The organism is Leclercia adecarboxylata (genome assembly GCF_035787115.1).
In the GTDB taxonomy this organism is placed as follows: Bacteria; Pseudomonadota; Gammaproteobacteria; order Enterobacterales; family Enterobacteriaceae; genus Enterobacter; species Enterobacter adecarboxylatus_E.
The window spans coordinates 251,428-267,584 of the sequence record NZ_JALKTL010000003.1; the positions used below are offsets into that span (position 1 = coordinate 251,428).

The 16,157-nt window shown below is 58.7% G+C and carries 13 protein-coding genes; 6 read left to right on the plus strand and 7 right to left on the minus strand.

Going from position 1 to position 16,157, the window contains the following annotated elements; all coding sequences use genetic code 11:
• Positions 1-116 precede the first annotated feature (116 nt).
• The gene (treR, locus tag MXM41_RS12090; RefSeq protein WP_325932171.1) at positions 117-1,064 is read right to left on the minus strand and encodes a trehalose operon repressor TreR; all 948 of its coding nucleotides are present in this window, start codon (positions 1,062-1,064) and stop codon (positions 117-119) included.
• A 392-nt stretch (positions 1,065-1,456) separates the two neighbouring features.
• Between treR and mgtA the strand changes: the two genes are divergently transcribed.
• Together mgtA and MXM41_RS12100 are read left to right on the plus strand one after the other, a co-directional pair.
• Complete coding sequence (gene mgtA, locus MXM41_RS12095; RefSeq protein ID WP_325932174.1) at positions 1,457-4,159, plus strand: magnesium-translocating P-type ATPase; 2,703 nt, start codon at positions 1,457-1,459, stop codon at positions 4,157-4,159.
• 439 nt (positions 4,160-4,598) lie between these two features.
• Entirely contained in the window at positions 4,599-6,983 is a 2,385-nt protein-coding gene (locus MXM41_RS12100) for a beta-N-acetylhexosaminidase (RefSeq protein ID WP_325932176.1), read from the plus strand.
• A gap of 146 nt (positions 6,984-7,129) precedes the next feature.
• Here MXM41_RS12100 and gbpA read toward each other — a convergent pair whose 3' ends face one another.
• The 5 genes from gbpA to MXM41_RS12125 form a co-directional block, all read right to left on the minus strand.
• Positions 7,130-8,593 carry an N-acetylglucosamine-binding protein GbpA gene (gene gbpA / locus MXM41_RS12105; RefSeq protein WP_325932178.1) on the minus strand — a complete coding sequence of 488 codons (1,464 nt, stop codon included), beginning with the start codon at positions 8,591-8,593 and terminating at the stop codon, positions 7,130-7,132.
• Between the two features lie 183 nt (positions 8,594-8,776).
• Entirely contained in the window at positions 8,777-9,163 is a 387-nt protein-coding gene (ridA, locus tag MXM41_RS12110; RefSeq protein ID WP_325932180.1) for a 2-iminobutanoate/2-iminopropanoate deaminase, read from the minus strand.
• Between the two features lie 72 nt (positions 9,164-9,235).
• Positions 9,236-9,697 (minus strand): aspartate carbamoyltransferase regulatory subunit, encoded by a 462-nt coding sequence (gene pyrI, locus MXM41_RS12115; RefSeq protein ID WP_039030593.1) that lies wholly within the window; start codon positions 9,695-9,697, stop codon positions 9,236-9,238.
• A gap of 12 nt (positions 9,698-9,709) precedes the next feature.
• The gene (gene pyrB / locus MXM41_RS12120; protein WP_325932181.1) at positions 9,710-10,642 is read right to left on the minus strand and encodes an aspartate carbamoyltransferase; all 933 of its coding nucleotides are present in this window, start codon (positions 10,640-10,642) and stop codon (positions 9,710-9,712) included.
• 34 nt (positions 10,643-10,676) lie between these two features.
• A complete protein-coding gene (locus tag MXM41_RS12125) occupies positions 10,677-10,808 on the minus strand; it encodes a pyrBI operon leader peptide (RefSeq protein ID WP_418936784.1) in 132 nt (43 codons plus the stop codon).
• Between the two features lie 176 nt (positions 10,809-10,984).
• Here MXM41_RS12125 and MXM41_RS12130 point away from each other — a divergent pair, with 176 nt between their 5' ends.
• From MXM41_RS12130 to MXM41_RS12140, 3 genes are all read left to right on the plus strand, one after another.
• The gene (locus tag MXM41_RS12130) at positions 10,985-11,437 is read left to right on the plus strand and encodes a YhcH/YjgK/YiaL family protein (RefSeq protein ID WP_325932184.1); all 453 of its coding nucleotides are present in this window, start codon (positions 10,985-10,987) and stop codon (positions 11,435-11,437) included.
• A 382-nt stretch (positions 11,438-11,819) separates the two neighbouring features.
• Positions 11,820-12,728, plus strand: a complete 909-nt coding sequence (locus MXM41_RS12135) for a dihydrodipicolinate synthase family protein (RefSeq protein ID WP_325932185.1) — start codon at positions 11,820-11,822, stop codon at positions 12,726-12,728.
• Positions 12,729-12,743: 15 nt separating this feature from the next.
• Entirely contained in the window at positions 12,744-14,711 is a 1,968-nt protein-coding gene (locus MXM41_RS12140; protein ID WP_325932186.1) for a YjhG/YagF family D-xylonate dehydratase, read from the plus strand.
• Positions 14,712-14,729: 18 nt separating this feature from the next.
• On the opposite strand, the gene MXM41_RS12145 is transcribed toward MXM41_RS12140, so the two are convergent.
• The gene (locus MXM41_RS12145) at positions 14,730-15,488 is read right to left on the minus strand and encodes an IclR family transcriptional regulator (RefSeq protein WP_325932187.1); all 759 of its coding nucleotides are present in this window, start codon (positions 15,486-15,488) and stop codon (positions 14,730-14,732) included.
• A gap of 242 nt (positions 15,489-15,730) precedes the next feature.
• Between MXM41_RS12145 and MXM41_RS12150 the strand changes: the two genes are divergently transcribed.
• Positions 15,731-16,090 carry a hypothetical protein gene (locus tag MXM41_RS12150; protein ID WP_325932188.1) on the plus strand — a complete coding sequence of 120 codons (360 nt, stop codon included), beginning with the start codon at positions 15,731-15,733 and terminating at the stop codon, positions 16,088-16,090.
• Positions 16,091-16,157 lie beyond the last annotated feature (67 nt).

Below are 16,157 nucleotides of genomic sequence, written 5' to 3' on the forward strand. Positions count from 1 at the left end.
GATTCCGGTTCAGGGGGAAGAGGTAACTGGCGGCAAGACTACGCTGAACATGAATTAACGAAAATGGGAACGTTCCCGAAACCGGGCGAGGATCACAATAAAGCCTGTTTTTAGGCTCAGGAGAGGGTGGCGGGAATGACGATCTGGCGGGGTTTGCTGCGACCGTTAATCTGCTCAATCAGCTGCACGGCGGCCTGACGCCCGGAGTCGGCGTAGCCCGGATCGACGGTGATGATCTCCGGGTGCAGGAACTTCATCAGCGGCGTGTTGCCCACGCTCGCCAGCTGCAGGCTGTCGATGCGCTGCTCTTGTAAGTACTTACTAGCACCCAAAGCCAGAGTATCAGTGGCACAGACCAGCGCGGTGGTCTGCGGGGTGAGTACGTCCGCCACCTTTTCATAGCCCTGCTTCATGCCCAGGCCGGGGAGCGCGGCGACGGCGGGCAGCGCGTGCTGCTTACAGAATGCGAGGTAGGCGTCATGGCGGCGCTGGCCGGTAGTGACGTCGCTGTGCGGTACGCCCAGATAGCTGATATGGCGATGGCCGCTGTCGTACAGGCGCTGCATCAGAATGTGAATGGCCCCTTCATCGTCATAGCACACCGAGGCAAAGCCGCGGGCGTCGCGCGCGAGCAGCACCAGCGACGATTGCCACGAGGTAAGCATCGCTTCATTGATGCCGGTAAAGCCAAACAGCACCACGCCGTCAATATTGCGCCGCTTCAGCATGCCGAGATGCTCCTCAACCATCTGCGTCGAGAACTGGCTCTCCATCATGATGGGGTCATAACCCTGCTCGTAAAAAGCGGGCAGCATGGTCTGCACGGCCAGGTTTTCCGAGAGCGAATCCAGACGGGTGACGATGATCGCCACCACTTTGTCGCTCTGTCCACGCATGGCGCGCGCCGAGCGGGAAGGGGAAAAACCGTGCTGGTTCACTACCGCCTCGACGCGTTCGCGTGTGCGCTCGCTGACACCACTTTCGTTATTCAGCACCCGTGAGACGGTGGATTTACCCACGCCGCTCAGACGGGCAATGTCTTTAATGGTGAGGCGGTTCTGCATGCTTTATATCCTGTTATGCATCAATGAAATAATCACTAAGCCTAAATCGGGTGTCCGGTTGTGCAATGGGCAATGTCTGGTTTACGTTTGGTTTAATGCCCTGGCGCTATCATACCGCCCGAATTGTCACACAAGGTATGGCTTAAACACTATACTGCGCGCCGACTGACCTTTTTTTACTTACCGGAGGCTGTATGGATCCCGATCCCACCCCTCTCCCGACAGGGAGAACCCTTTCTCTCCGGTAAGCCTGTTCTCACTGCCTTACCGGATGCGTAAGGCAGTGACGTTTTTCTGCGTCCCTGCATAACTGATATCGCCGCTCAGGCGTGGCTTTGTCACGTCTGATGGCAAGACTGCGCCCGTTTTTTTGCGGGGGCGGGGGACTTGTTATGTTCAAAAATTTCACCCAACTGCTGCTCACCCGGTTGAGCCGCCACCTGCCGCGTCGCCTGGTGCAGCGCGCCCCAATGGCAACCGGTAAAACGGATGCTGCTATTTCCGGCGCGCTTGCCGCCCACTGCCTGCGGGTCGCCGCGATGGAGGAGCCTGCCCTGTGGCACGCCTTTGGCAGCCACCCGGAAGGACTGACTGCCGCCGAGGTTCAGGCTACCCGCGCCCTTCACGGCGAAAACACCCTCCCGGCGCAAAAACCGGCCCGCTGGTGGGTGCATCTGTGGACCTGCTATCGCAACCCTTTCAACCTGCTGCTGACGGTGCTGGGCGCGATCTCCTATGCCACCGAAGACCTGTTTGCCGCCGGGGTGATCGCCTTGATGGTGGGTATCTCCACGCTGCTGAACTTTATCCAGGAGGCGCGCTCCACCCGCGCGGCAGATGCCCTCAAAGCGATGGTCAGCAATACCGCGACCGTATTGCGCACCCTTAACGACAAAGGTGAAAGCGGCTGGCAGGAGGTGCCGATAGACCAGCTGGTACCGGGGGACCTGGTTAAGCTGGCGGCCGGGGACATGATCCCGGCAGATTTACGCATCCTCCAGGCGCGGGATCTGTTCGTGGCCCAGGCCTCGCTGACCGGGGAATCTCTGCCGGTGGAGAAGGTGGACCACAGCCGCGATCCGCAGCAGAGCAACCCGCTGGAGTGCGATACTCTGTGCTTTATGGGCACCACGGTGGTGAGCGGCACGGCGCAGGCGATGGTGATCGCCACCGGGGGCAACACCTGGTTTGGGCAGCTGGCCGGACGCGTCAGCGAGCAGGAGAGCGAGCCCAATGCCTTCCTGCAGGGGATTGGCCGCGTCAGCATGCTGCTGATCCGCTTTATGCTGGCGATGACTCCCGTCGTGCTGCTGATTAACGGCTACACCAAGGGCGACTGGTGGGAAGCGGCGCTGTTTGCCCTCTCGGTGGCGGTAGGGCTCACCCCCGAGATGCTGCCGATGATCGTCACCTCGACCCTGGCGCGCGGGGCGGTAAAACTCTCGAAGCAAAAGGTGATCGTCAAACACCTCGACGCCATCCAGAACTTTGGCGCAATGGACATCCTCTGCACCGATAAAACCGGCACCCTGACGCAGGATAAGATCGTGCTGGAGCACCACACCGACGTCGCGGGCAAAATTTGCGAGCGGGTGCTGGAAACCGCGTGGCTGAACAGCCACTACCAGACCGGGCTGAAGAACCTGCTCGACGTCGCGGTGCTGGAAGGGGTGGATGAAGGCACCGCCCGTCGGCTGTCGACCCGCTGGCAAAAGGTGGATGAGATCCCCTTTGATTTCGAACGCCGCCGCATGTCGGTGGTGGTGAGTGAGCAACAGGATGTGCATCAGCTGATCTGCAAGGGGGCGCTGCAGGAGATCCTGAACGTATCGACCCAGGTGCGGCATAACGGCGAGATTGTCCCGCTGGATGACACCATGCTGCGGCGTATCCGTCGCGTGACCGACAACCTCAATCGTCAGGGGCTGCGGGTGGTAGCGGTAGCCAGTAAAGTACTGCCGGCACGCGAGGGGGATTACCAGCGCATCGATGAATCGGATCTGATCCTTGAAGGCTATATCGCCTTCCTCGATCCGCCGAAAGAGACTACCGCACCCGCGTTAAAAGCCCTGAAAGCGAGCGGCATCCGGGTAAAAATCCTGACCGGCGACAGCGAGCTGGTGGCGACAAAAGTGTGCCGCGAAGTGGGGCTGGATGCGGGCGATGTGGTGACAGGCAGCGAGATTGAAGCCCTTACGGATAACGAGTTGGCTGAACTTGCAAAATGCACCACGCTGTTTGCGCGCCTGACGCCGATGCACAAAGAGCGCATTGTCACCCTGCTCAAGCGTGAAGGGCACGTGGTGGGCTTTATGGGGGATGGCATCAACGATGCGCCCGCGCTGCGTGCAGCCGATATTGGGATCTCGGTGGACGGCGCGGTGGATATCGCCCGGGAAGCGGCAGATATCATTCTGCTGGAGAAGAGCCTGATGGTACTGGAAGAGGGGGTGATCGAGGGCCGCCGCACCTTCGCCAATATGCTCAAGTACATCAAAATGACCGCCAGCTCCAACTTTGGCAACGTCTTCAGCGTGCTGGTGGCGAGCGCGTTTCTGCCGTTTCTGCCGATGCTGCCGCTGCATCTGCTGATCCAGAACCTGATGTACGATATCTCGCAGGTGGCGATCCCCTTTGACAACGTTGATGAGGGGCAGATCCAGAAGCCGCAGCGCTGGGACCCGGCGGAACTGGGCCGTTTCATGCTCTATTTCGGCCCGATCAGCTCCATCTTCGACATTCTGACCTTCTGCCTGATGTGGTTTGTGTTCCATGCCAACACCCCGGAACAGCAAACCCTGTTCCAGTCCGGCTGGTTCGTGGTGGGGCTGCTGTCACAAACGCTGATTGTGCATATGATCCGCACCCGGCGGATCCCGTTCCTCCAGAGCCGTGCCGCCTGGCCGCTGATGGTGATGACGGGGCTGGTGATGGTGCTCGGCATCGCGCTGCCGTTCTCGCCGCTGGCAGGTTATCTGCAGCTGCAGGCGCTGCCGCTCAGCTACTTCCCGTGGCTGGTGGCGATCCTCGCCGGGTACATGATGCTGACGCAGCTGGTGAAAGGGTTCTATAGCCGTCGGTACGGGTGGCAGTAAAACCCAGCCCCTCACCCTAACCCTCTCCCCAAAGGGGAGAGGGGATTGCACGGAGTCGTCTTTCTCCACCAGCCCACAGGGGCACGGAGCCGTTTTTCCCCTCACCCTAACCCTCTCCCCATAGGGGAGAGGGGATTGCACGGAGCCGTCTTTCTCCACCAGCCCACAGGGGCACGGAGCCGTTTTCCCCCCCTCGCCTTAACCCTCTCCCCATAGGGGAGAGGGGATTGCACGGAGCCGTCTTTCTCCACCAGCCCACAGGGGCACGGAGCCGTCTTTCTCCCTCGCCCCTTTGGGGAGAGGGCCGGGGTGAGGGGCCTCCGTTTCCTCCCAAAATCAACAACCTGTGATCTCTATCATCCGCCGCGCTTGACGCTAATTTGCGCACATGTTAACAGAATGTTTTGCCTTTTTTCGGCCCGTCAAATAAGGAACATTCATGTTACGGTACAGCCTCTTACCCGCCGGGCTTATGCTCGGCTTTTCTGCGTTTGCCGCCCCGGCAGGCGATCTCCCCCTGATGCCCTGGCCCGCGAAGGTCGAACGTCCCGCCACTCAGGGGACGCTGGTCATCAGCAATAACTTCCAGGTTAGCGTCTCCGGGGACGATCTCGGCGACGCCGTCACGCGTCTGCGCCAGCGCGTAGCGCTGCAAACCGGCTGGACGCTCCAGCCCCAGGCCGATAAGCCGGAAAAGCCTACCGTCACCATCGCCATCGCCCGCAAAGTGGCGCCGCTGCCGAAACCGGACAGCGACGAGAGCTATAAGCTCACCGTCGACGCCAGCGGGGCCAATATCACCGCCAACACCCGCTTCGGCGCGCTGCGGGCAATGGAAACCCTGCTCCAGCTGATTCAGAACGGTCCCGAAAATACCTCCCTGCCGTGGGTGACCATTGAGGATGCTCCGCGCTTCCCGTGGCGCGGCCTGCTGCTTGATTCGGCCCGCCACTTTATTCCGCTGGAGGACATCAAGCGCCAGATTGACGGCATGGCGGCGGCGAAACTCAACGTGCTGCACTGGCACTTAACCGACGATCAGGGCTGGCGGTTTGCCTCGAAGCGCTACCCGAAACTAACGCAGCTCGCCAGTGACGGACTGTTCTATACCCAGGATCAGATGCGCGACGTGGTGCGCTATGCCGCCGCGCGTGGCGTTCGCGTGGTGCCTGAAATTGACATGCCCGGCCACGCGTCGGCCATTGCGGTGGCCTATCCGGAGCTGATGAGCGCCCCGGGGCCCTATGAGATGGAGCGCCACTGGGGCGTGCTCAAACCGACGATGGATCCCACCAAAGAGGCCACCTATGCCTTTGCCGGAGCGATGATCGCTGAACTGGCGGCGATCTTTCCGGATCCCTACCTGCACATTGGCGGCGACGAGGTGGATGACACCCAGTGGAAAAACAACCCTGCCATCCAGCAGTTTATGCGCGATAACAACCTGGCAGACAGCCACGCATTGCAGGCGTACTTCAACCGCAAGCTGGAGACGATCCTCGAGAATAACCAGCGTCAGATGGTGGGCTGGGATGAGATCTTCCACCCGGATCTGCCGAAAAGCATCCTGATCCAGTCCTGGCAGGGTCAGGACGCGCTGGGGGAGGTGGCGAAGCAGGGCTACAAGGGGATCCTCTCCACCGGCTTTTATCTCGATCAACCCCAGTACACCGCTTATCACTACCGCAACGAGATCGTGCCCCAGGGGCTGAACGGTGTGGATGTGATTACCGACCGCGACAGCGCCCAGAGCTGGTCATTCACCCTGCCGCGCCTGAAGGGTAAGCCGGTGGAAGGCAGCTTTACGCTGGTGAAAGGTGAGACGGGCTGGCGCGGATTTATCGATTTTAACGGCAAATCCCGGCGCGCGGTGCAGGATATCGCCTGGCGCAGCGACAACCAGGTGAGCTTCACCGTGGATACCTGGATGGGGGAGACCCGCCCGGTGGTGACGGTCGCGGACGATAAAGTCAGCGGCTATTTCCTGCTGGGTAACAGCCGTTATCCGGTGAGTGGCCAGCGGCTGGATGCCGTGCCGGAAGGGATCGCCCCGGCGCTGCCGGATGCCAGCCAGCAGGCGAATCTGCTGGGCGGTGAGGCGGCGCTGTGGGTAGAAAACGTGGCGGCGCCGGTGCTGGATATCAAGCTGTGGCCGCGGGCATTTGCGGTGGCGGAGCGGCTGTGGTCGGCGAAGGAGGTGAACGATATCGACAACATGTATACCCGCCTGCAGGCGATGGATACCTGGTCGACGGTGTCGGTGGGGCTGCAACAGCACGCCCGTCAGCAGGAGCAGTTCACCCGTCTGGGTAACACCACCGACACCATGGCGCTGACGATCCTCGCCCAGGCGCTGGAGCCTGCGCAGTATTACACCCGTAATCATCTTAAGTTCCAGGCCGGGAATTACGATCTGTTTGAGCCGCTGAACCGCCTGGCCGATGCGCTGTCGCCGGAGAGCAACTCAGTGCGGCAGATGAACCGCTGGGCAGAGCGGCTGGTGAGCGATGCCGAAGATAGCGAAAGCGCGGAGGCGCTGCGCCATCTGTTCAGCCGCTGGCAGGCCAATACCCCGGATGCGCTGCTGCTGGCTGACAATAGCTATCAGCTGAAAGCGCTGAAGCCGGTTATTCAGACGGTGGATAAACTGGCGGCAATTGGGCTGCGCTTAACGGATCTGGTGGCGCGTCAGGGGACGCTGGATGATACCGAGATTGCGTCGATTCAGCGTGAGCTGGATGAGGCAGCGCAGATTCAGGATGAGGTGGTGATCGCGGCGGTCTACCCGCTGGAGAAACTGCTGCGCGCGACGCGCAATCAGTAGTCGGTGAAAAATGCCCGGTGGCGCTACGCTTACCGGGCCTGCAACACCCGTACGGTTTCGTTTGCCGCACAAACCCGTAGGCCGGGCAAGCGAAGCGCCCCCGGCAAACAGACCGCACAGGCCTGTTTGCCGGGCATCAGAGCGTATTATTTCTTCAGCGTCCACGCCATGGTCCAGTGAGAGCCATAGCCTGGTTCGAACTGGTTAGCACCTGCTGCGTACTGGATGCAGTAGCCGTTGTATGGCGCTTTCTTACACTGGTACGTTTTGCCATTCTTCGGCTGCAGCACCACGGTGCCCGCTTTGTAGGAGGCGATATTCTGCGGATAGGTATAGTCATATTTACCGGTGGTGCCGTTATCGGTATTTGACGCTTCCCCTTCCAGCATCATGTCAATTACGTCCTGTGCGAACAGCACGCCATCTTTGTTGGTGGCATAGTATTTCAGCATGTGGTGACCGGCAGTCACGTCAGACAGGTTCATGGTAACGTCCTGGTTGGCGTTATTCATTTCCTGCTTCACATAGCCTTTTTCAGCACCGGCGTGGTTCATCACACGGGCTTCCAGGTTAACGTTACCCTGGGTGTTGACGTGGAAGGTCACGGTGGCCGCGCCGTTTTTAATTTTGCTGAACTGCACGTTGGTTACCGCGATATCTTCACTGGTCTGAGCCTGCTGCTCTTCATAGGAGATGGCGACAGATTTCAGGGTGCTGCCGTCTTTCACGTAGACGTTGTTGGCGCCGTGAACCGGGTTAACCACACCGCTTTCATCTTTCATACCCACACGCACGTCGCTGTGTGCGGCATTGATTGCCTGCGCCAGATCAAAGGCCCACTGGCTTGCCTGGCCCTGGGAAGCAGAGGCCACGGTCAGTTCGGTGCGCATGGAAACCACTTCGCCGTTAGCGTCGAAGAAGCGTGCAATGACTTTGTCGCCAGCATTGATATTATTACCGCCGATCTGCCCATCCAGGGTTTTATTCCATTCAGACACCACGGCCGGGGTATCGTCGCCTGGATTAACGTTGCCGCCGTTACCGAAATCAACGTCGATCGCCTGGTAGAAACTATTTGTGGTATCGGCAACTTCCCATACCGCGTAAATAACCTGGTAGCCAGTACGCTCTGGAACATTACAGGTCATTTCCTGGCGAACAGCAGGCGCCTGACCATTTCCGTTAACGGTACAGAATGGGGTTAATTCAAATTGATCGCGAGTCAGCGGTTTATTTGGATTCCAGTTTTGCTTGGTAATATACCAGCGCCAGTTAGCGGTTTTATGCGGAGCCGTGTGATACCAGGTAAAGGTATTTTTACCGGCTGTAATAGGGGTCTTGGTCCATGCATTCAGGCTCTGGCGATCCAGCTGGGAATACTGGGAAATACCGGCGCTGGCCAGCTGTCCATCTGGTGGCAGTGCGCCAGTCGGGAAGCCAGACGTACGCTCGATGCTCTGTGGTTCCCATTGAACGGGACCGCAGTCAATATTTTTACCGAGCTTACACATATAAGCGCGGCTGGCCGGGGTCTCAACCCAACCGTGAGCAAAAGCTGATGAAGCAACCGTGAGTGTGGCAAGTGCCAGTGCAATTTTAGACAGTTTCATTTTTTATTCCATTAAAAGTGATTAATGCTTTTGGGCACGGCTAGTGTCGTCTGGAATAAAAAATTAGTCATTTCAGGCTGCGATGAAAAATAATAGTGAAAATGCTTGAAGGTTATTTCGCTCTGTGTATTCAGGCAATAAAAAAGGCAGCCTGAGCTGCCTTTAGCATATCAAAATCAGGTATTAGCGGCGCACGGCAATCGCTTCGATTTCGATTTTCACGTCTTTTGGCAGACGCGCCACTTCTACGCAGGAGCGCGCCGGGAAGCTGGCGTTATGCTCGGTGAAAAAGGCTTCGTAGGCGGCGTTAACGGTAGCGAAGTCGTTAAGATCTTTTACGAAAACGGTGGTTTTCACGATATCGTCCACCTTCAGGCCAGCAGATTCAACGATCGCTTTGACGTTTTCCAGCGACTGGCGCGCCTGAGCGGAGACATCTTCCGGCACTTCACCGGTTTTTGGGTTCACCGGGATCTGGCCGGAGGTGATGATCATGCTGCCAAGATCAACGCCCTGAACATATGGGCCGATAGCTGCAGGTGCATTTTCCGTCGCGAGTACTTTGGTCATGATTTCTCCTGAATAACAGCGTTATGAATATCCCTGCCATTATAAAGAGGCAGGAGTGCATTACCACCGCGTTTAGTTGGCCAGCACCACATTATGTGAAAACTCTTTTTCACAGTATTTGCATTTGAGGGCGATGTCATCGGCGCGTTTTTTCACTGCAAAACTGGAGTTTACCGGCTCGGCATGGCTGATGCAGTTGCTGTTCGGGCACACCAGTACGCTCTCGATGCGCTCCGGCAGGCTCGGACGGGATTTGCCCACCACTTCGTAGTCGTCGATGCGGTTAACGGTGGCTTCCGGCGCGTATAACGACAGCTGGTTAACCTGCTCGTCGGTGAGGAAAGTGTTCTCGATTTTAATCAGGTCCTTGCGGCCCATCTCGCCGGAAGGCAGGTTCAGCCCGATGGTGATGCGCTGGTCGGTTTCGGTCAGTTTGAACAGGGTCAGCAGCTTAAAGCCCACCTGCGCGGGGATGTGGTCAATTACGGTGCCGCGTTTGATGGCTTCGACCTGGAGTTTGTTATCGTGTGTCATTGTCATTTCCCCTTACAGAGCTAAATCGCGATTCAGAACCAGTGCCAGTAACGCCTGGCGGGCGAAGATGCCGTTCCCGGCCTGCTGGAAGTACCAGGCGTGCGGCGTCTTATCCACGTCTGTGGTGATCTCATCGATACGCGGCAGCGGGTGCAGCACCTTCATGTTGTTGCGCGCGCCCTCAAGGTCGCTGGCGCGCAGCACGAACTGCGCCTTCACGTTGGCGTACTCCGACGGATCCAGACGCTCTTTCTGCACGCGGGTCATATAGAGAATATCCACCTCGCCCATCACCTCTTCGATGCTGGCGTGCAGGCTCCACTTGATGCCTTTCTCATCGAGCATATCGAGGATGTACTGCGGCATCGCCAGCGCGTCCGGGGCGATAAACCAGAAGCGGTTACCGTTGAACTTCGCCAGCGCCTGGGTCAGAGAGTGGACGGTGCGGCCATATTTCAGGTCGCCGACCATGGCGATGTTCAGGTTCTCCAGACGCCCCTGGGTCTCCTGAATGGTGAACAGATCCAGCAGGGTCTGGGTTGGATGCTGGTTGGCGCCGTCACCGGCGTTCAGCACCGGGATGCCGCCGGAAAACTCGGTCGCCAGGCGGGCCGCGCCCTCCTGCGGGTGACGCATGACGATGGCATCGACGTAGGTGCTGATGACCGAGATGGTGTCCGCCAGGGTTTCGCCTTTTTTGCCGAGCGAGGTGTTGCTGCTGTCGGAGAAGCCCACCACGCTGGCGCCCAGGCGGTGGATGGAGGTCTCAAACGACAGGCGGGTGCGGGTAGAGGCCTCAAAGAAGCAGCTGGCGATCACCTTGTGCCTGAGCAGCTCCGGCTGCGGATTGGCTTTCAGTTTTGCCGCGGTCGCCAGAACCAGCTCCAGCTCTTCACGGCTGAGGTCGTTGATGGAAATGATGTGTTTTTGATAAAGCGGATTCATTTTTATCTCCTGACGCCGGGCAAAAAAAAGCCCCTCAAATGAGGGGCTTCTGGAATAGGGATTGCAACGGGAAGAAAAACAGCAGGCCAGCGTCTGCTTTAAGACGCGCTGGGGCACTCTGTCGACCATGTTTGAGCATGCTTCCTCCTGGCAAATTGTGGGGCATTATACGCAGCCTGACCCGCGGATCAAGCGAATAATGCACACTTTACGCAGCGAAAACGGTTGAGCGTGCATGGTTATGCGCCAGTGCAAATCCCGGTCAAAAAGTAGTGGTATGGCAGCTAAAATTCTCGTATAAAAGTTTAAAATGAAACGGTGTTTTATATTGAGGATTACATCATGATCGTTGGCAACATTCACAACCTCCAGTCCTGGCTGCCGCAAGCGCTGCGTCAGGCGATCGAACATGTCAAAACCCATGTGTCCGACGCCACCCCAACCGGTAAGCACGACATCGATGGCAATAACCTGTTCTATCTGGTCTCCGAAGACATGACCCAGCCGTTTGCCGAGCGCCGCGCGGAGTACCATGCCCGCTATCTGGACATCCAGATCGTGCTGAAAGGCCAGGAGGGGATGACCTTCAGCACCCTGCCAAACGGTACGCCGGACACCGACTGGCTGGCGGATAAAGATATCGCTTTCCTGCCGGAAGGCGAGCAAGAGAAAACCCTGGTGCTGAGCGAAGGCGATTTCGTGGTCTTCTACCCGGGCGAAGTCCACAAGCCGCTGTGCGCGGTGGGCAACCCGGCGCAGGTGCGCAAGGTGGTTGTTAAAATGCTGGTAGGGTAAAAGTTTTACCCCTCACCCCGGCCCTCTCCCCATAGGGGAGAGGGAGTAATCGTTCCCTCACCCTGGCCCTCGCCACATAGGGGTCAGGGTGTAATCTTTCACTCACCCTGGCCCTCTCCACATAGGGGAGAGGGTGTAATCTTTCCCTCACCCTGACCCTCGCCACATAGGGACGAGGGGACTGCGCGGTGCGGTCTTTTCCCCCTCGCCCCTTTGGGGAGAGGGCCGGGGTGAGGGGCCGTAATCTGTGATCCAGCTTAAATTTCCCGCACTCCCTCCTCTCCTCCCATTGTCCTGCGCTTTTTCTGCGTCATAGTATGGTCGTTAAATAAACGAACACTGTTCTATAATGTAGAACAAAATAAATCAGCAAGGAGATCGCATGCCGCAGACCCAACAGTTCTCGGGAATTATTCCCCCCGTCTCCACTATCTTCACCGCCGATGGCAAGCTGGATAAAGAGGGCAGTGCCGCGCTTATCGACAGCATGATCGACGCCGGGGTCGATGGTCTGTTCTTTTTGGGCAGCGGCGGCGAGTTTTCGCAGCTTAATACCGCAGAGCGCAAAGCGATCGCCGAATTTGCCCTCGCCCACGTGAACCGTCGCGTGCCGGTGCTGATCGGCACCGGGGGCACCAACGCCCGGGAAACCATCGAGCTGAGCCAGCATGCCCAGCAGGCCGGGGCCGACGGCATCGTGGTGATCAACCCCTATTACTGGAAAGTGTCTGAAGCAAACCTGATCCGCTACTTCGAACAGGTGGCCGACAGCGTCACCCTGCCGGTGATCCTCTATAACTTCCCGGCACTGACCGGGCAGGATCTGACCCCGCAGCTGGTCAAAACCCTGGTGGACTCGCGGGCGAATATCGTCGGGATCAAAGACACGGTGGACTCCGTGGCCCATCTGCGCAGCATGGTGCTTACCGTCAAAGCGGCGCACCCGCAGTTTGTGGTGCTGTGCGGCTACGACGATCACCTGTTCAACACTCTGCTGCTGGGGGGCGACGGGGCGATCTCCGCCAGCGGCAACTTTGCGCCGCAGGTGTCCGTCGGCCTGCTGCAGGCGTTCCGTGACGGCGATCTGGCCCGGGCGGCGCACTATCATCAGACCATGCTGCAAATTCCGCAGATGTATCAGCTGGATACGCCCTTTGTGAACGTGATAAAAGAGGCGATTGCGCTCTGCGTCCGGCCGGTTTCTACCCACGTGCTGCCGCCCGCCGGGCCGCTGGATGACGCGCGCAAGGCGCAGCTGAAAACGCTGCTGCAACAGCTCAAGCTCTGCTGAAGCCGGAAGGTCACAATGTCGATAGAAACCATTTTTACCCCGCAGGATGACGCCTTCTATTCGGTGATCACCCACGCGGCCGGGCCGCAGGGCGCGCTGCCCCTGACCCCGCAGATGCTGATGGAATCCCCCAGCGGCAATCTGTTTGGCATGACGCAGAACGCCGGGATGGGCTGGGATGCAAAAAAGCTCACCGGTAAAGAGGTGCTGATTATCGGCACCCAGGGCGGGATCCGGGCGGGGGATGGCCGCCCGGTGGCGCTGGGTTACCACACCGGACACTGGGAGATTGGCCTGCAGATGCAGGCGGCGGCGAAAGAGATCACCCGCAACGGCGGGATCCCCTTTGCCGCCTTTGTCAGCGATCCCTGCGACGGCCGTTCCCAGGGCACCCACGGGATGTTTGACTCCCTGCCATACCGCAACGATGCGGCGATCGTGTTTCGCCGTCTTATCCGCTCCCTGCCCACGCGCCGGGCGGTGATTGGCGTCGCCACCTGCGACAAAGGCCTGCCCGCCACCATGATCGCCCTGGCCGCGATGCATAATCTGCCGACCATTCTGGTGCCGGGTGGCGCCACGCTGCCGCCGACTTTTGGCGAAGATGCCGGTAAAGTGCAGACCATCGGGGCGCGTTACGCCAACCATGAACTCTCACTGCAGGAGGCCGCGGAGCTGGGCTGCCGCGCCTGCGCTTCGCCGGGGGGCGGCTGCCAGTTCCTCGGCACGGCAGGCACCTCGCAGGTGGTGGCAGAAGCCTTAGGTCTCGCCTTGCCGCACTCTGCGCTGGCGCCATCCGGGCAGGACGTGTGGCTGGAGATCTCCCGTCAGTCCGCACGGGCGGTATTCGCGCTGGATAACCGTGGGATCACCACGCGGGATATCCTGACCGACAAAGCCATTGAAAACGCGATGGTGATCCACGCCGCGTTCGGTGGCTCCACCAACCTGCTGCTGCACATTCCCGCCATTGCCCATGCGGCGGGCTGCACTATTCCGGACGTGGAGCACTGGACGCGCATCAACCGCAAGGTGCCGCGGCTGGTGAGCGTTCTGCCGAACGGGCCGGATTACCACCCGACGGTGCGGGCGTTTCTCGCGGGCGGCGTGCCGGAGGTGATGCTCCATCTGCGCGATCTCGGTCTGCTGCATCTGGACGCCATGACCGTCACCGGCCAGACCCTGGGGGAAAATCTCGACTGGTGGCAGACCTCTGAGCGTCGGGAGCGCTTCCGCCAGTGTCTGCGCGAGCAGGACGGCGTCGATCCTGACGACGTGATCCTGCCGCCAGAGCGCGCCAAAGCCCGCGGGCTCACCTCTACGGTGGCCTTCCCGACGGGCAACATTGCGCCGGAAGGCTCGGTGATCAAGGCTACGGCCATCGACCCGACGGTTGTGGGTGAGGATGGCGTTTACCGCCACACCGGCCGGGCGCGGGTGTTTGTCTCGGAAGCCCGGGCGATTAAGGCGATCAAAAGCGGCGAGATCGAGCAGGGGGATATCATGGTGGTGATTGGCGGCGGACCGTCCGGCACCGGCATGGAGGAGACCTACCAGCTGACCTCGGCGCTGAAGCATGTCTCCTGGGGGAAAACGGTGTCGCTGATCACCGATGCCCGCTTCTCGGGGGTTTCCACCGGGGCCTGTTTTGGCCATGTGGCCCCCGAAGCGCTGGCCGGCGGGCCAATTGGCAAGCTGCGCGATAACGACATCATCGAGATTGTAGTGGACCGCCTTTCCCTGACCGGCAGCGTCAACTTTATCGGTACGTCACTGGCACCGCTCACCCCGCTGGAGGGGGCGATGGAGCTGGCACGCCGCGAGCCGCACCCGGAACTGCACGCTCATGAATTTTTACCGGACGATACGCGCCTGTGGGCGGCATTGCAGTCGGTGAGCGGCGGAACCTGGAAAGGCTGTATTTACGACACGGATAAGATCATCGAGGTGATTAACGCGGGCAAAAAAGCGCTCGGCTTATAGGCCGGGCGCAGGAGCGCCTCAGGCCGGATAGCCCAGCGCGCGTGAGAGCTGGCACCCGGCCTCCTGCAACTGCTCGCGAAAGCGCGCCAGTTCGTCGTCGTCCACCCGGGAGGTTAAGGTGGAGAGGCTCAGGGCGGCAATCACCCGGGACTCGTGGTTACGCACCGGGACCGACACGCAGCGCACTCCCTGTTCGTTCTCTTCGCTGTCCAGGGCATAACCCTGGTCGCGGGTCTGCGCCAGCGCGGCCAGCAGCGCCTCGCGGGAGGCCAGGGTCGCAGGGGTAAAGGTGGTGTACTGGTAGCCTTCCAGCAGGGTATTCAGCTCGGCATCGCTCAGCCAGGCGATGAGCACTTTGCCGATGGCGGTGGCATGTACCGGCAGGCGGCGGCCAATGCGCGAGTAGGCGATCGCTGCCAGCTTGCCTTCAATCTTCTCGATGTAAACCCCTTCGCGCCCGTCCAGAATGCCCAGATGGGTGGTCTGCCCGGTGCGCTCCGACAATTCCGTCAGAAAATGCTTCGCTTTCTGGCGGATATCCATGGTGCTTACCACAAAGTGACCGCGCTCGACCAGCTTCATACCGGGGCGATATTTGCCGTTCTCCGGATTCTGATCGATATAGCCGTGCAGCTGCAGGGTTTTGAGCAGCGAGTGAAGCGTGCTTTTGCTCAGGCCCATCTGTTTACTGATGTCGGTGATTTTAAGTTCCGTCGCCTGTTCGTTAAACAGATCGAGGATCTGTAAGGCACGTTCAACAGATTGAATAATAGGCATAAGATCGGCTTATCCGCGCTGGAATTAAGGCAAAAAAGTACCCTTTTTACGCTGAAAAATCAATCGACACGGGAAGTGGGTGAATTATTCATGGCGGTGGAATTTGACTTAAGTGAAAGTTTAGACTTATTGACCATAATAAAAAGGATAGGCTGTGCCTATTACCACATTTTCATTGTTCTTTTACACTTATTTACCGTATGGCTTTCCGTTCTTTGCACCGTTTGTTTAAAGGTATTTTGATGACCGCTTCTAAGACATGGATCACTTTGGGTACTATTGCCAGTCCGGCCACCGGAACGTTATTTTCGAAAATTCTGACTCAGCATAATCATACTTATATTCTCTGGTATAACGGCGAGCAGCTCTTTAAGCCCGGCGATAAAATAAATGTTCGTTATAACCGCTTATTCGTGAATGACGAACTATGCGATATTCATATTCTGCAAATCGACAAATACAGCCATACCCTGTGGCGCGTTATGCACAACATGTCCAGCTGCCCCGGACATCGTGACCCGCAAAGCGAGAGGTGCGAGGCTCCGGTAAAGTGTATTTTTAAAAAATGCCCTTACGGCAAAGAACGGGTAACGGTAAAGTAATAATCCGGTGAACTATTTTGTCGGCAAGTAAATAATAAGAGCAGGGAACAGACTATACGAACGGATA

Excerpts from the sequence above, each read along its gene's own strand:
- treR (WP_325932171.1), bottom strand. The coding sequence starts at position 1,064 with ATGCAGAACCGCCTCACCATTAAAGACATTGCCCGTCTGAGCGGCGTG.
- mgtA (WP_325932174.1), top strand. The coding sequence starts at position 1,457 with ATGTTCAAAAATTTCACCCAACTGCTGCTCACCCGGTTGAGCCGCCAC.
- MXM41_RS12100 (WP_325932176.1), top strand. The coding sequence starts at position 4,599 with ATGTTACGGTACAGCCTCTTACCCGCCGGGCTTATGCTCGGCTTTTCT.
- gbpA (WP_325932178.1), bottom strand. The coding sequence starts at position 8,593 with ATGAAACTGTCTAAAATTGCACTGGCACTTGCCACACTCACGGTTGCT.
- ridA (WP_325932180.1), bottom strand. The coding sequence starts at position 9,163 with ATGACCAAAGTACTCGCGACGGAAAATGCACCTGCAGCTATCGGCCCA.
- pyrI (WP_039030593.1), bottom strand. The coding sequence starts at position 9,697 with ATGACACACGATAACAAACTCCAGGTCGAAGCCATCAAACGCGGCACC.
- pyrB (WP_325932181.1), bottom strand. The coding sequence starts at position 10,642 with ATGAATCCGCTTTATCAAAAACACATCATTTCCATCAACGACCTCAGC.
- MXM41_RS12125 (WP_418936784.1), bottom strand. The coding sequence starts at position 10,808 with ATGCCCCACAATTTGCCAGGAGGAAGCATGCTCAAACATGGTCGACAG.
- MXM41_RS12130 (WP_325932184.1), top strand. The coding sequence starts at position 10,985 with ATGATCGTTGGCAACATTCACAACCTCCAGTCCTGGCTGCCGCAAGCG.
- MXM41_RS12135 (WP_325932185.1), top strand. The coding sequence starts at position 11,820 with ATGCCGCAGACCCAACAGTTCTCGGGAATTATTCCCCCCGTCTCCACT.
- MXM41_RS12140 (WP_325932186.1), top strand. The coding sequence starts at position 12,744 with ATGTCGATAGAAACCATTTTTACCCCGCAGGATGACGCCTTCTATTCG.
- MXM41_RS12145 (WP_325932187.1), bottom strand. The coding sequence starts at position 15,488 with ATGCCTATTATTCAATCTGTTGAACGTGCCTTACAGATCCTCGATCTG.
- MXM41_RS12150 (WP_325932188.1), top strand. The coding sequence starts at position 15,731 with ATGACCGCTTCTAAGACATGGATCACTTTGGGTACTATTGCCAGTCCG.